The 15,239-nt window shown below is 39.0% G+C and carries 12 protein-coding genes; 2 read left to right on the top strand and 10 right to left on the bottom strand.

The window, feature by feature from the left end; all coding sequences use genetic code 11:
• Positions 1 to 133: 133 nt before the first annotated feature.
• The 8 genes from FC85_RS10315 to cdaA all read right to left on the bottom strand — a co-directional run bounded on the left by FC85_RS10315 (position 134) and on the right by cdaA (position 10,152).
• Positions 134 to 442, bottom strand: a complete 309-nt coding sequence (locus FC85_RS10315; protein WP_057865453.1) for a hypothetical protein — start codon at positions 440 to 442, stop codon at positions 134 to 136.
• Positions 443 to 673: 231 nt separating this feature from the next.
• Entirely contained in the window at positions 674 to 1,747 is a 1,074-nt protein-coding gene (locus FC85_RS10310; protein ID WP_057865452.1) for an ABC transporter ATP-binding protein, read from the bottom strand.
• A gap of 103 nt (positions 1,748 to 1,850) precedes the next feature.
• Positions 1,851 to 2,663 carry a glycoside hydrolase family 73 protein gene (locus tag FC85_RS10305; RefSeq protein ID WP_057865451.1) on the bottom strand — a complete coding sequence of 271 codons (813 nt, stop codon included), beginning with the start codon at positions 2,661 to 2,663 and terminating at the stop codon, positions 1,851 to 1,853.
• Between the two features lie 82 nt (positions 2,664 to 2,745).
• Positions 2,746 to 4,203, bottom strand: coding sequence for a glycoside hydrolase family 73 protein (locus FC85_RS10300; RefSeq protein WP_371862977.1), 1,458 nt, complete (start codon positions 4,201 to 4,203; stop codon positions 2,746 to 2,748).
• Positions 4,204 to 4,875: 672 nt separating this feature from the next.
• Positions 4,876 to 6,693, bottom strand: a complete 1,818-nt coding sequence (gene glmS / locus FC85_RS10290) for a glutamine--fructose-6-phosphate transaminase (isomerizing) (protein ID WP_057865448.1) — start codon at positions 6,691 to 6,693, stop codon at positions 4,876 to 4,878.
• Between the two features lie 268 nt (positions 6,694 to 6,961).
• The gene (gene glmM, locus FC85_RS10285; RefSeq protein ID WP_057865447.1) at positions 6,962 to 8,314 is read right to left on the bottom strand and encodes a phosphoglucosamine mutase; all 1,353 of its coding nucleotides are present in this window, start codon (positions 8,312 to 8,314) and stop codon (positions 6,962 to 6,964) included.
• A 27-nt stretch (positions 8,315 to 8,341) separates the two neighbouring features.
• On the bottom strand, positions 8,342 to 9,307 hold the full coding sequence (locus tag FC85_RS10280) for a CdaR family protein (RefSeq protein ID WP_057865446.1): 966 nt from the start codon (positions 9,305 to 9,307) through the stop codon (positions 8,342 to 8,344).
• Between the two features lie 2 nt (positions 9,308 to 9,309).
• Complete coding sequence (cdaA, locus tag FC85_RS10275) at positions 9,310 to 10,152, bottom strand: diadenylate cyclase CdaA (RefSeq protein WP_057865445.1); 843 nt, start codon at positions 10,150 to 10,152, stop codon at positions 9,310 to 9,312.
• A 185-nt stretch (positions 10,153 to 10,337) separates the two neighbouring features.
• Here cdaA and FC85_RS10270 point away from each other — a divergent pair, with 185 nt between their 5' ends.
• Positions 10,338 to 11,000 carry a DUF1361 domain-containing protein gene (locus FC85_RS10270; RefSeq protein WP_057865444.1) on the top strand — a complete coding sequence of 221 codons (663 nt, stop codon included), beginning with the start codon at positions 10,338 to 10,340 and terminating at the stop codon, positions 10,998 to 11,000.
• Between the two features lie 261 nt (positions 11,001 to 11,261).
• Here FC85_RS10270 and FC85_RS10265 read toward each other — a convergent pair whose 3' ends face one another.
• Positions 11,262 to 13,388: a cation:proton antiporter gene (locus FC85_RS10265; RefSeq protein ID WP_057865443.1), complete on the bottom strand. Its 2,127-nt coding sequence runs from the start codon at positions 13,386 to 13,388 to the stop codon at positions 11,262 to 11,264.
• Positions 13,389 to 13,401: 13 nt separating this feature from the next.
• Positions 13,402 to 14,313: a UDP-N-acetylmuramate dehydrogenase gene (gene murB, locus FC85_RS10260; protein ID WP_280597281.1), complete on the bottom strand. Its 912-nt coding sequence runs from the start codon at positions 14,311 to 14,313 to the stop codon at positions 13,402 to 13,404.
• A gap of 170 nt (positions 14,314 to 14,483) precedes the next feature.
• On the opposite strand from murB, the gene FC85_RS10255 reads away from it, so the two are divergent.
• Positions 14,484 to 15,017, top strand: a complete 534-nt coding sequence (locus FC85_RS10255; protein ID WP_057865441.1) for a 3'-5' exonuclease — start codon at positions 14,484 to 14,486, stop codon at positions 15,015 to 15,017.
• The last annotated feature ends 222 nt before the right edge of the window (positions 15,018 to 15,239 follow it).

The following is a 15,239-nucleotide window of genomic DNA, read 5'->3' as shown; positions in this document are numbered from 1 at the left end:
CAGCGACCTCTTGATTAACAGTCAATTATTCTACCACTGAACTACGGAGCAAAAATGGAAAGTCTTAAAAACGACATATATATTTATAACATATTTTCTCAGAACATGCAAACTAAAATCTCATTTAATTTAATTAGCCAATATGGTTTTCTCTCAAAATAATCTCAATTTCCTTTTGCATCTCAGGTGTTTTTTTCCATTCTTCAAAATGATCCATATCCTCAGTCGGCATCGTATAATTTTCGTTAATATAATGCTCGTATTTGGTAACGTGAGGTGAATGGGGAATATTGAGCTGCAATATCCTTACCTGCTTGATAAAGCCTCTATCCGCCGCTAATTCGGCCCGACCATTTTGAACCATATTGCTAATTTCGATATATTTACTGCCATCGTTTTTAGTAATTTCTTCAATCAAAGTTAATGTTTCGTGACTTTTCAAAGTACTCTCCCCTTTCACATTATTTTCACTAGTGGTTAATCACAAAATACCATTATACACAAAAAAACTGATGGATAAAAGCCATCAGTTTTTTAAGAGAGAAAGAGAATTGATTAGAAGGTATTTATTTAGTACCCAAAACTAATATATCTAATTCTGTAAGCGCTGTCAATAGGCTGATTGAAAAAATCATCATTTTTGGCCAATTAATGATGATTAATTCAAGGCAAATTATTTTATTCCTGGTAAGCGTAGAATGTTCGAGGGATGCATAATCAGAGATGGATCACTGAGAACATGCCCAACCGAGTAACCGGAAACATTCACTAAACAGAAGAATATAACAACTAACAGGACGGCCCACGTTAACAACTGATTCCAAACTGACATCTTTTCACTAATGACCGAACCATAAAAAAGTTTATGAATTTTAGAATGAATATCTTTCTCTTCAGGATGTTGACTCTGCATTTCCTCAGTAATCTGTTTTTGATAGTTTTTAATGCTAAAGTTCTTTTGGATGCTTTTCCGTTCAGTTTCAAAAGCATGTTTTTCTTTTTTACTAAGTTGTTTAAACCACTTGGTAAATTCACGGTATTTGTTAGTAACCGTTTTAGTCTCACCGACCATTTTTAATTCGCCATAATTGATCCAGGCAACTTTATCACAAAGCATCTCAATTTGCTTTAAAGAATGGCTGACAAAAATAATTGTTTTGCCTTCTTGTTTAAACTCGGTAATCTTGTCAACACATTTTTGGTAAAACGTATCGTCACCAACAGATAACGCTTCATCAATAATTAAAATATCGGGATTAATGTGAACCGCAATGGCAAAACCTAAGCGCGAGCGCATCCCACTTGAATAACTCTTAACAGGTTGGTCTACGAAATCACCAATGTCTGCAAAAGCAATAATATCGGGCATCATTTCATCAATTTGCTCGTTAGTCATTCCCTGCATTAAGGATTTTAGCCGAATGTTTTCACGGCCAGTTAAATTATTTCTTAAACCAGCATGAATTGCAACGATTGAGGTATCACCACGAACATCGACGTAACCGGTAGTTTGAGGAATAATGCCTGAAATAATATTTGAAAGGGTTGATTTTCCAGACCCATTAACACCAATCAATCCCAACGTTTCCCCAGGTTGAATCGTCAGAGAAATGCCCATCAACGACCAAAAATGAGGAACTCGCTTCTTTGAAACTGAAAAGAAAGATCTCAGTTTTTCTGATTGTGTCTTAAATAAATCATATTCCTTTGTGACATTTTCAACTTTTACTTTGTAATCTTTTTCCATTTTTTCTCTCCTACGTTAAGAGATTCCAATTTCACGTTGTTTATTATACCAAATATTCTGCATAAAATAAGAACCCGCAACAAACTTTGCGGATCCTTAAAAATTATTTCTTAATGATCGTTCTAATGGGTAAATTAAAATCATTATCAGAATCTAGTGAGCCCGGCTGGGAAACTTTCGGATCTTTACTGAAGACAAAATTTTTAACAATCGGTTGATTAATATTTGTTATTTTGGAGGGAATATTTTTGGCTTCAGACTTGGGTTGAACCTTAGTAGCTGTCCCGCCAAGCTGTTTCTTTAGCTGTCGTTCAATTTGACTGTTAATATCTCCTGAATCACTCGCTGCACCAGATTGCTCGTCCAACTTATCCAAGTGATACTTGGTGATTACGGCGTTAAGTTTATTGCCATAAGCCATATCAGTCGCATACGTAGATGATAGTGCCATTGCAGCATCGGTTGCTGTAATAGCAGTAGTTGTCCACGTTCCAGAATAGTAATCAGGATCGGTTAACGTCCCGTGTCTTAACAGATAGGCATTATCCTTAATTGAAGCCAGCACATTTGGGTACTTCTTAAATTGGGCAACAGTTACATAATGCTTTCCCTTTGAACTATATTCGCCAGTACTCATATTGACATACTGACCGTCGTAACTGCCCTTAACACCAAAGTAATTATTAGCCTGAACAGACAGCCCCGATTGGCCAAAATCGCTCTCAACAATCGCTTGAGCCATCATAACTGAGGGATAGAGATGATTCTGTCGACTGACTTTTACAACAGGTGCCCTAAGGTGATTGATAAAATCAGTTTCAACACTTGCATTTACTTGACCTGCGCTAAGAAAAGTAAAACTAATCATGGCAACAAAGCATGCGATTACTTTTACGAAAATGTTTTTCTGATGCATCCTAATTCATAGTCCTTCCTATTATCAATTGCTAAAGAATTATTATACATGGTTCTTAGGCAGATTCAACTAACGACACCAATCATGACAAAAATTTAGAAGAAATCCAATATTTGGTATCAGTGTTTGGACAAATAATTCGGTACCATAATGATTTATCTTTGACTTTATACCCCAATTTATCAACCTTAACTTTCGTTCCAGCTCTTAAATCAACCTGAGCAAGCTTATAATGCTTCTGCATCGTGATTGCAGTTGTTGCATTATTGTACAAGTAACTTGAGTTTGCGGCCTCAGAAATTGTCTTGGTACCATTGGCATTCACCATGGCAATACTTGACGGAAACGATAAAACATTTGTGCCTTTAATCCACCCTTTCGTTTTACCATCTGCCAACCGATACCAAAGAACCGGACCGCTCTTGGTGGATTGAAGTGCTGTCTGATTAACTGAATAATGCTTTTTAGCTTTAAGCGATGTGAGTTTCGTAGTTTGTTTCGACAATGTTGGCGATCCAAGGATGTGTGTATATAACGAGCCACTGGCTGTCCGGCTTGGAACTAATTTGCCACTAGCAGCACCATAATATGTTTTAGCAAACGAAAGTGCCGGCGCGTAAACCCAAAATTTTTTCGCCTTAGTCGTTGGGTAGAATCTAAAACGATACCACGATCCAGAAGTTCCCTGTTTGGTTGCTTTCATGTCAAGATATACTTGGACTCGGTTTTTGACTCCAAGTGACGTCCAAGAATATCGTTTTTCATTTTGACTTGACCCTTTTACATGATTATAAACGTAATACTTATTATACTTTGCTGAAAGCGGAACTAAGTCTTTTCCAGAACCATGTGAATAATTAACTGAAACGGCTGCTTTTGTTGTCTGACTATTTGTTAAATCCGGCTGATTCGTACTTGCGCTTGAATCTGTGCTCGAGCTAGTTGAAGCAGAATCCTGTGAATCAGAAGAATCGGTTGTTGCTGTTGACGATGATGACGATCCATCTGACCTGTTTTCACCAAATATCTGATCAAGACTGTAAGTCTCGATAATTTTTATTAACGATGTCCCGTAATTCGGTGCGGTGGCATACTTACCGGTTAATGCATTGGCAGCTGCCGCATAATCACCCGCATTTTCTTTCCAGGTGCCGGAATAATAGTTGGTATTCCAACTTGTCCCGTTTCGCAATGTCGATCCATTGTCCGCAAAAGAGGCATATGCCGTTGGATACTTTTTAAAGTTTGCGGTTGTATTAGTCATTTGACCATTACTATTGTACTCGACTGTCGGCATCGAAACCGACTGACCATTGTAAGCTCCCTTAATACCAAAAAAGTTATTGGCATCTTGAGTCAACTCACTCTGACCCCAACCACTTTCCAAGCCCGCCTGAGCCATCATTACTGACCCGTATAAATTATATTTCGTAGATGCTTTTTTGACATCACTTTTATACTTCGTAATGAAACTACTTGCCGTTGAGGCTTGTGCCCGGACGTATGTACTAGACGGAAGTATCGATAAGAGAAACCCCATCCCCGTAATAACGACGGCCATTAATCCACACTTTATTACCTTTCTCAAATTGTCCACCCCTTATTAATTACTTGCTTCAATGTTTAATATCTTGTTGTATAAGAAATCACTAATTTGTAATTAATTCATAATAACCTTTAGACTTTCTTAAACATTCAATCCACTAACAATCATATATTAACACGAACGCTAACACAAAAATATTGTCTTAAGAAAATAAAAATGGTCATATTAAACAAAAAGGTAACAAATTCTTTATGATAAAACTAACTCTGCGTTTAAACAAACTCATTGAACAGGTAACATACGCTCATGAGGAATTGTATTTTGAGCTTTCAAGTAAAAGACAAGCCAGAAAAATAGTTTCCAAATTATATAAAAGAGTGGAACGAAACGCGGTTAACTTCCTGCCCACATTTTTGCTTGGCAATAGTCGTGATTGCAAAAAAGGGCCGGACAAAAATAATTTTGTCTCAGCCCCGCTTTGTGTAATCACAATTATTACCAAGTGAAAACGTGCGCCAGCAAGCAGACCCCGGCCATATAAGCCCCCTAACCTAACATTCCAAGATCGGAAATATCAGGTTAAGGGGCTTATATTCTGGGGTCTAACCGCTTACTGGCTCACTCTGTTTATTTATATCATTTGAACTAAATCTTCTGACCCACTCTTTACTCTACAGTGACGCTTTTAGCTAAATTTCTTGGACGATCAACGTCAAGTCCCTTATTCAAACTTGTAAAGTAAGCGATCAGTTGCGCTGGAACCACGCTCAATAATGGTGTAATCAATTCATCAACATCTGGAATGATTAACGTATCATCATCCTGTGCTAATCCTTTGCGAACAATAGTAAATGTTGCCGCTCCTCGAGACATTGTTTCTTGAAGATTACTGCGTGTAAGATTGGCCGTTCGTTTTTGAGTAATAATCCCAATAACCGGCGTCCCATTTTCAATTAATGCAATTGTACCATGCTTTAATTCACCAGAAGCAAATCCTTCAGCTTGAACGTAGGAAATCTCTTTGAGTTTAAGAGCTGCCTCAAGAGAAACCGTTTGATCAATTCCACGGCCAATATAGAAAGCTCGATTAGCATGAACAAAATACTTCTTAGCCAGCTGTTCAATTTCATCTTTATCATCAATAATAGCCTGCATCCCAGTTGCGACAAAACCAAGTTGCTGGCGAATATCAAATTCCTCAGCAATCACTTGCTCCTTAGCTTCGCCAAGTGCTTTTGCCAAAATTGCTTCGACCGCAATTTGAGCAGTGTAGGCTTTCGTTGAGGCTACTGAAATTTCAGGTCCCGCATGCAATAACATTGTATAAGTTGCTTCACGGAATAACGTAGAATTTTCAACGTTCGTGATCGTTAAACTTTCATAATCGTTTGCGTTAACATTTACTAAAACTTCACGACTATCGGCGGTTTCACCACTTTGTGATAGGAAAATAAAGAATGGTTTCTTTGACAGTAATGGATTCTCATAAGCAAATTCAGAAGCAATATGAACTTCAGTTGGCACATGTGCCAACTTTTCAAATAATTTCTTACCGACTAATCCAGCATGATAACTGGTACCAGCACCAACGATATAAATTCGGTCAGCTTGTTTCAAAGAATTAATCAAATTGCTGTCAATATTAGTTTTTCCAGATTCTTCGGTATATAAAGAAGCTAATTTACGCATAACATTTGGCTGTTCATCGATTTCCTTAAGCATATAGTAAGGGTATGGACCCTTATCTGTTTCCTGAGCATCCATATCAACGTGAAAACTATCTCGTTGAACTTTATTACCTTCAGCATCCTCGATTTGAACTGAATGCGGTTTAACAGTGACAACTTCGCCATCACGAATTACCAAAAAATCATGCGTCACGTTTAACATTGCTGGTGCATCCGAACAAACCACATTGCAGCCATCGCCCAATCCAATCAACAAAGGACTCTTATTTTTCGCTACATACAATGTTTCTGGATCAGTGCTATCAACGAGCACAAAGGCATAAGAAGATCCCTCCAATAAGCTTAGGGTCTTAACAAAAGCTTGTTTGGTAGTCAGGCCTTCACTTTGGACGAAACGATCAACCAGTTGGACAACAACTTCAGTGTCGGTTTGACTTTCAAAAGTCGTGTTGCTTAGATATTTAGCCTTTAATTCTTTGTAGTTTTCAATAACACCGTTATGAACAAGGTAAAAACGGTGATCTTCAGAATATTGGGGATGTGCATTAGCTTCGCTCACAACACCGTGAGTTGCCCAGCGAGTATGACCAATCCCGGCTGACCCGTGAACTTCAGGCCCAACAGCTGCCTCTAAAGCAGAAATTCGACCCTTACGCTTGATTAAGTAGTCTTTGCCCTTTAAATCATTCACATAAATCCCTGCAGAATCATAGCCACGATATTCCAGTTTTTCAAGCCCTTCCAGTAAAATAGAAACGGCATTATCATTTCCAGTTACTCCAACAATTCCACACATAGTTGTATTCTCCTCAACGTTTTTAAAATTGGTATATACAAAATTCGCCATTAATATATTTATATAACACGTATAATCTACACAATTACAACGTAAATGTCAACAGAATATCCTTGAATGGTATAGGAAACTAAAGTGTCTTAATAAACAATTAATATATCAACGTTTTGAAAGCAAAATGAAAAGACTAAGCATTTTTACACTTAGTCTTTTCATCCACTATTAGCTAAATCATTTATGTTATCGATTGAACACTATCATATAGTTGCTACTTATCAATCCCAATTTCTTCCTGAACAACATCAGCAATTTGTTGAGTATACGCATTGACTAAGTCCTGAGTTGGGGCCTCAGTCATGACCCGTAGTAAGGGTTCAGTCCCACTTGGACGAACCAGTACCCGACCATCACCATGCATTTGCTCTTCAACTTCTTTAATAGCTGCCTGAATCTTTTCATTGGACAATCCGGATTTCTTATCACGAACTTTAACGTTAATTAATTTTTGTGGATATTTTTTGACTTCACCAGCAAGTTCAGAAAGCTTCTTACCAGTCGCTTTCATCACGGATAATAATTGTAAACTCGTTAACATCCCGTCACCAGTTGTATTAAAGTCAAGGAAAATAATATGGCCTGATTGTTCACCACCGAGGTTATAACCATCCTGGTTCATTTTTTCAACAACGTAACGATCACCAACCTGGGTCTTAACGCTGGTCATTCCTTCACGCTCCATGGCCTTATACATCCCCATATTGCTCATTACCGTTGTAACAATCGTATTTTTCTTAAGTCGACCACGTTCAGCCATATATTTACCACAAATATACATAATCACATCGCCATCAACCAATTTACCATTCTCATCGACAGCAATACAACGATCGCCATCACCATCAAATGCAATGCCAGCAGAAACACCCTTATCCACAACAAACTTTTGAAGCTGTTCGGGATGTGTCGAACCAACATGATCATTGATGTTTAAACCATCTGGAGTCGTTGCAAGTGTTTCAAACTCAATTCCAAGATCAGCATATAGCGTTGTCACCAACTTGCTGGTAGAACCATTAGCGGCATCGACACAAACCTTCATTCCAGATAAATCTTCAGAAATCGTCTGCTCTAAGAAATGAATATATTTCTGGCTACCTTCAAGATAATCGCCAGCAACCCCTAATCCATGCGCTGCCGGGCGTGGCAGAATATCTTCAGAACGTTCCAAAATTGCTTCAATTTCTTCCTCAAGTTCATCAGAAAGTTTATAACCGTCTCCCCCAAAAAACTTAATTCCATTATATTCAACTGGATTATGGGATGCTGTAATCATGACACCCGCATCAGCTTCCTGATTGCGAACCAAGTAAGCAACCCCTGGCGTTGTAATCACACCAAGGTTCAAAACCTCAATGCCAACGGATAATAACCCGGCAATCAAAGCTTCTTGCAACATTTGACCCGAAATCCGCGTGTCACGGGCAACCAAAACCTGTGGTTGTTTACGTTCCGAGTGATGGGTTAACACATAACCACCAGCACGGCCACATTGGAAAGCGAGCTCTGGGGTGAGCTCCTTATTAGCAATTCCACGAACGCCATCAGTACCAAAATACTTCATCAAAAATTCCTCATTTCAAATTATTTATTAATTATTCCTAGTGATCTTAACCGAAATTCGATCTGGATCAAATCCCTTGACTCCGTTTAGCTTTGAATCCAACTCAACTTCCTTGGTTTTAGAGGTCTTTACGTCACTCGTATCAACCTCGACTTCAACGGAGTTTAACTTTTTAAGTTCCGAATTTGTGCCGAACACCCGAACTCGTTTGGTTCTTGATGACAGTGAAAAGTTTTCGTTATCATCTGTAATTCCCTTAGCTTCAAATTTTAAAGGTAGTTCCTTACTATTCCCTGGTGTAATTGGCAGGGTAACATCAGCTGTTGCAGGCGTTATCACAACGTTAACCGTATTCTGTTTGGCATCCAGAGCCTCAACAATCGCTTGGCTATTAATTGAAGACTTTGCATTTTGAGGAACGTTCAATTGGGCTACCACAGATCTAATTCGATTAATCTGATCAGAAGCACCTGTAATTTTGACATTCTTTACGTCAGCTGTTGCATTCCCTGCTTGGTATCCAGATGCAATATTTCCCTTCTGATATTTCACTTGAAGTGGATAGGTAACCGTTTTTCTTGGCTGAATATCAACCTTTATTGTAGCTGGTTCAAAGCGATATCTCAAATCATTATTTAAGCCTTCCTGTTGAATGCGGACAGTATGGGTTCCCACCCCCAATTTTGATAAATCAGCATAGGCTTTAAAATTCTGCGTGTTGGCAGTTGTTGTCACAAGTGCTGACGGGCCTGACAAATGAACAGAAACTTTTTCCGGATAACCGGTAACAAAATATTTATTACTATTAACTGTTAGAGATAAAGGAACCGAAAACGTTTTAGCCCGGTTAGACGTCAACTGGGTAGAGTTACTATTGTCACTCACTTGGTTTGAGGGACCAGATTGGGTTGTCCCAACATACCAGAACAAGAGAATTGCCAGTACAAGTGAGAGAACACGATAGGCCCAATTAGTCAGAAGAATTTTTTTCATCACTAATGGCCCCCTTTGAAGTGATCATCAATGAACCGCGAGATCGTACTGATCAAACTATTGTGATTTTGTTGATCATCGCTGGTCAATAACTGATCTCTGAAATATTTCAGGTAATCGTCCTGGGTCATTCCCCGCAACAATTCGTTATTTTGAGTGATTGAAACTTCGCCTGTTTCTTCCGAAATAACCACAGTTAACGCGTCGGTTAATTCGGAGATACCGACTGCAGCCCGATGGCGAGTTCCCAACTCTTTGGGGATTAAATTACTTTGAGAGAGTGGTAAGTAAGCAGCGGCAACAGCAATTCGGTTATTTTTAATGATCACAGCACCATCATGCAGTGGCGTGTTGGGAATAAAAATATTAATTAATAATTCACCGCTAACGTCAGCATCGACATCAATCCCGGTTTCGATATATTCTTCCAGGCCAGTATTCATTTGAATCGTAATTAGAGCACCGATTCGGCGCTTGGACATATATTGAATTGCCCGGTCAAGAGAAGAAATCAACTTCTTGGCAGCTTCATTTTCTTTTCGGCCACGGACGAACAATGATCCTCGACCGACCCGCTCTAAGCCACGACGAATTTCGGGTTGAAAAATGACAATGATGGCAATAACACCCCAATTGATAACTTGATCAACAATCCAAGAAACAGTTGATAACCCAAGTAATGAACTGGCAATTTTAATGATAAAGATAATGACGATCCCTCGCAGCAGTTGAACTGCTTTAGTCCCACGAACCATCAAAATTAATTTGTAGATCAAGAACCAAACGACACAAATATCGATCAAGCTTGTTAAATTATGTAATGTAAAAATTCCAGACCAGTTCATGCATTTCTCCCCTAAAAAGTTTTTCAGCCATATTATATCATTCTCACTAAGTGAACAACTAATCATAACAAATATTTGAAGATGTTTAAATAATTTATAAAAAAGCAAATTAAATCGAACAACTAATAGCTTTTACTCACCAAAAATAGTTTAATTAGTGTTGGAAGCGATGGGAGGTATTTTTTGTGAGTCGATCAAGTAAATGGGTAGTCAGGGCATGTTTTGCCGGCTGGCTCGTTTTTATATACACATATTTGCAACGTCCTCCATTCAATTTTTTGGTTCTCAACACACTGCTGGCATTTATCCCAATCGAACTAAGCTTTCATATTGATGTTGGTAAACCTAAAAATATGATTCTTTTCTGGCTGTTGATCATCGTCTGGATGCTTTTCTACCCCAACACACCATACCTATTGACCGATTTGTTTCATCTTTCGCTATTAAACCCATATGGCGTTAACGGGCTGCTGAGATTGGACGACACCATGTGGTTAAAATTTTCTTTACTCCTTATTTCAACTATTTTTTCAACACTGCTAGGAATGTGGGGACTGGATCGAATTGCCGCGGCAATTTCCGCTCGCTTCAAAATGAGTGATATGCCCGTATTTAAAGACTTGGTAATTATTATCTTAACCATTCTATCGTCGATTGGCATTTTCATCGGTCGCTTTCTCAGGATCCACACTATTTATTTATTTTTAACACCAGAAATGTTTATTCGGCCTTTACTCAATATGTGGAGTCACAGTGCCATTGTCTTTATTGTTTTACTAACAGTCGTCCAATTGGTGTTTTATTACACTTTAAAATTAATTAGTAGTCAAAAGGGGCTGGGACAATAGTCATTTATCCCAGCCTCTATTCGTGTAAACACGATTGTTACCGAGCAAAAACGCGGGACAAAAGGCAACTTCCGGCCGTGTAACCGAATTATCCAAATATTCAAGTTCAGAATATTCGGATAATTCAATTACACGGCTGGAAGTTAACCGCCTTTTGTCCCGCTCTGTTTATATGAGCTTACTTTTGCCGTTAAACAATAATTGGTGAGAACGACGAAATTCGAGATTAGAATTGTGGCATAATTCGCCACACATCGTTTTCTAATCATCACTCTGATAATCCATAATTAACACTGTTTCCGAATAATTAATATATTGTCTTAAATGAGCGGCCATTGACCAATCAATATGTCCCTGCTCCAATAGTACCTGAACACCTTCCCTTTCAGCTGCCAAAGCTTTAATTCGCAGATGTTGGTACTGCATAGTATGATCCTTAATTTGCTTTTTGGAGTGTTCCTTTGCCAATTCAATTTGATTTCGGTAGTGAACAATCAAATGATAAACTGATTGACTGTCAAACCGCTGATTATCAATATCATCTCTGGCAAAATAACCTGAAAGTTCTTTGATAGCCCCCTTGGCTTGTTCACGCTGAACCAACGCAAGCTCATTTGAAATATCTTCGTGACTGCGCCGTTGAATCAACCATAACGACATTTTATTTTTCAATCGAATAAACTGCTGCGATGTGCCATGTCCAAGTCGAACTTTGCGACCAATCGAGCGAATCATCTGATTTTCCACTCGTTGAAGGCGTGCATTAGAAACCAGATAAGTTTCTTTTGAAATTTCATGATCGTCGAACAGACGCTGAATTGCAGACCGTTCTCCCTTCAATGCCACCCTTCTAAGGGCTAATTCATCCGAAATGATTGTCGCCATTTCTTTTTTATCCTGAAGTTTTAACTCGAGTCGACGAATCAAAAATTGATAATCCAGAATCAGATCATAAGCTTCCTTCTGGTTAAAAGGACGACGTTCCTCTTCAATCCGTTGAACAGCCAACTTCATAATATAAAGCCGAGCTTCATCTTCGGAGATATATTGACCGTCTTGCTGGTCTTCGTTTTCGTTTTCAATTTCGTCCGGATCGTTTGTAGAATTTGCTCGCGTCAACAACGGTGCTTTATCTTCCGAAATAAGTGGTAATGTCACGGTTGCAACAACCAAACTAATAATAATTACGCCGGCAGCCACAAAAAGGGCTAACGATCGGGATGGAAAACGATCACCACTCGCAACAGTCATTGGAATAGATAAAACACCAGCCATTGTCACAGCACCACGAACACCGGATAGACCAGCTAAAAGGGCAGCTTTAAAAGTGGGCATTTGTTTGTTCTTAAGAAACTTATTGCGATTTGAACGGATTGTGCTAACCCGCTGATAGCCATAAATCCACACAACTCGAATAACTAATAAAATTAACCAAGCAACAAACGAAAGTCCCAAAGCAGCAAAAGTGTTGATTTTATCATTTTGAATCACGTTAGTCATGGCAATTGGCAATTCAATTCCTAAGATTAAAAAGACAATACCGTTTAACGTATAGATAATAATGTCCCATGTTTTTTCACTGACCAATGTTAATTCGGGCTGACTACGATCTGGCGCTGTTCCATAAAAATGAAAAACAATTCCAGCTGCCACAACGGCAATGACTCCCGAAGCATGGATAAACTCCTCTGTAATCAGATAAACAACAAACGGGGTCGTGACCTGCAGAACTGTACTAAAGATCACATCGTTAATTCCCTGACGGTATAGCCAATTTTCAATCATCAAAATGATTGCAATGATAACAACGCCACTGATAAAGCCCATGATACTGATATAAACAAAATCTGTAATGGCATGTCGAAGCGAGAAGACACCGGTCACAGTTGCAGCAATCGCGTATTTAAAAGCAATCAGGCCGCTGGCATCATTGATTAAACTTTCCCCGCTAACAATGTGCAAAATACCTTCCGGCAACTTTGCACGCTTGGAAATTGATTGAACGGCAACCGGATCAGTTGGTGATAAAATGGCTGCCAATGCAAAACTGACCGAAAACGGCATTGTCGGAATAATCAGGTGAAATAGTAATCCGCCAAGCAGCGTTGTTAAAAAGACCAACACAATTGCGTTGGCTAAAATGGGCCCTCGAAGCTTCCAAAGTTCCCGCTTGGGAAACCGCCGACCATCATTAAAGAGTAATGGTGCAATAAATAGCAGTAAAAACCAATCAGTTTCAAGTGGGATTGATGTCTGCATGATCAAGGCGGCTCCCAGTCCCAAAACAACTTGGATCAGGCTGACTGGAATAGCAGGGACAAAATGATCGATGACATTTGAAAAGACAACCAATGTCATTAGTAAAATAACGGCTTCAAGGATGTGCAAAAATGACCAACTCCTATTTGTTTAAGATTTCGTCGCCAATAATTCGAACCTCAGTGTGTAAATGAACACCAAACTTTTTATAAACAGTTTCTTGAACATGGGAAATAACATTTAAATAATCGGTTGCAGTTGCGTGGTCAACATTGACAATAAAGCCTGCGTGTTTCGTTGATACTTGTGCCCCACCAACTTGAAAGCCTTGCAAGCCCGAGTCGTGAATCAACTTACCCGCAAAATACCCCTTGGGACGTTTGAAGACACTTCCACAAGAAGGTAAATCAAGCGGTTGTTTACTTGCTCTTAAAAAATTTAATCGATCCATTTCTTTTTGAATTTTGTCGGCAATTCCCGTCGACAAAGAAAACGTTGCCGACAAAACAATTTGATGATTTTCTTGAACACTAGAATGACGATAACCCAGATCCAATTGCTCATGATTCAAATGAATGACTTTATCATCTGAAGTCAAGACTTCGGCACCTACTACCACATTCTCAATTTCACCGCCATAGGCACCCGCATTCATGAAAACTGCGCCACCAACGCTGCCTGGAATGCCCGCAGCCCATTCAATGCCCGTTAGTGAGTGAGCCTGGGCTGCCTTGGTGACATCAATTAGAGCGGCACCCGCGTCGGCCACGACCAGGTTCTCATGTGAGGTAATCTTGTTAATCTTTGTAAGAATTATGGTAAGTCCACGAATCCCACCGTCCTTAACAATCAAATTACTGGCATTTCCAATTACAGTAACTGGTAATTGGTGATCATTGGCGTATTCCACCAATTCCTGACACTGTTTAACAGATGTCGGGAACGCCAAAATATCAGCAGGACCACCAGTTAGCGTATTTGTATAGTGAGATAGTGGTTCATTCAATAAAATGTCAATCTGAGGATAAGCTTTTAATAGTGTTTTATCAGTAATCATTAGTCCAAATCTCCATCTTTATAAACGTATATGATAATTCTACCACGAAATATCCGCCGGATGTGATTGGAGAAACGACGTCACAAATATTTCAGTGTGCGGAAGTAAAGAAAGTTGCCTTTCAATATAAATATTGTAAAATAAGGATATTATTGAGGTGAAAAAATATGAATTTTGTTGCAATGGACTTTGAAACAGCCAACGCCAAACGCGCAAGTGCCTGTTCGTTGGCATTAGCGATTGTTAGAAATAATCAAATTTCCCACGAATTTTATTCATTAATTAATCCCGAAGTTGACTTCAGTTGGCGCAACATTAATGTTCACGGCATCCATCAAGCCGATGTTGCTCAGTCACCAACATTCCCAGAACTTTGGACTCACATTGAGCCACTATTCACAGCTAATAAGCTTGTCGTTGCCCATAACGCTTCGTTCGATAATTCTGTTTTAAAACGAACCTTGGAACGGTATAGCATCCAACCACCACACTATTTAACGCTGGACACGTTACGAACATCAAAACAATTTTATCCGAATTTTATCAACCATAAATTAAATACGATGTGTGACAATCTGAATATTGAATTAGAACATCACCACAATGCACTGGATGACAGTGTTGCCTGCGCCAATATTCTCTTGACTCAGCAGCAACAGTTCGGTAGTGATGTCCTAAGACAATTTGTAAAAGCAATTTAATCCTTTTTTAAATCATTGGTGACAGTTTAGATGCTTTTCCAGATATCTAAAAAGAAGAGCCGAAGTAGATTGTTGTGTTGGACAACACAGCGACCTACTTCGGCTCTTCTTTTCTCTGCAGATCTCTTAAATTAAGCATCATCACCGGTCATTTTAAAGCCGGTAACCGCGAAACATTTGGTGTGACCGATCTAGCGGTTCAATCATGTCAAAACAGTGACT

The organism is Lentilactobacillus diolivorans DSM 14421 (genome assembly GCF_001434255.1).
Lineage (GTDB): Bacteria > Bacillota > Bacilli > Lactobacillales > Lactobacillaceae > Lentilactobacillus > Lentilactobacillus diolivorans.
Note: the sequence above shows the minus strand (reverse complement) of the source record. Positions and strands in the feature narration are given on the sequence as shown.

What these genes read in the sequence shown, in the direction of transcription:
- FC85_RS10310 (WP_057865452.1), bottom strand. Translation starts at nt 1,747, where the DNA reads ATGGAAAAAGATTACAAAGTAAAAGTTGAAAATGTCACAAAGGAATAT.
- FC85_RS10305 (WP_057865451.1), bottom strand. Translation starts at nt 2,663, where the DNA reads ATGCATCAGAAAAACATTTTCGTAAAAGTAATCGCATGCTTTGTTGCC.
- FC85_RS10300 (WP_371862977.1), bottom strand. Translation starts at nt 4,203, where the DNA reads ATGGGGTTTCTCTTATCGATACTTCCGTCTAGTACATACGTCCGGGCA.
- glmS (WP_057865448.1), bottom strand. Translation starts at nt 6,693, where the DNA reads ATGTGTGGAATTGTTGGAGTAACTGGAAATGATAATGCCGTTTCTATT.
- glmM (WP_057865447.1), bottom strand. Translation starts at nt 8,314, where the DNA reads ATGAAGTATTTTGGTACTGATGGCGTTCGTGGAATTGCTAATAAGGAG.
- FC85_RS10280 (WP_057865446.1), bottom strand. Translation starts at nt 9,307, where the DNA reads ATGAAAAAAATTCTTCTGACTAATTGGGCCTATCGTGTTCTCTCACTT.
- cdaA (WP_057865445.1), bottom strand. Translation starts at nt 10,152, where the DNA reads ATGAACTGGTCTGGAATTTTTACATTACATAATTTAACAAGCTTGATC.
- FC85_RS10255 (WP_057865441.1), top strand. Translation starts at nt 14,484, where the DNA reads ATGAATTTTGTTGCAATGGACTTTGAAACAGCCAACGCCAAACGCGCA.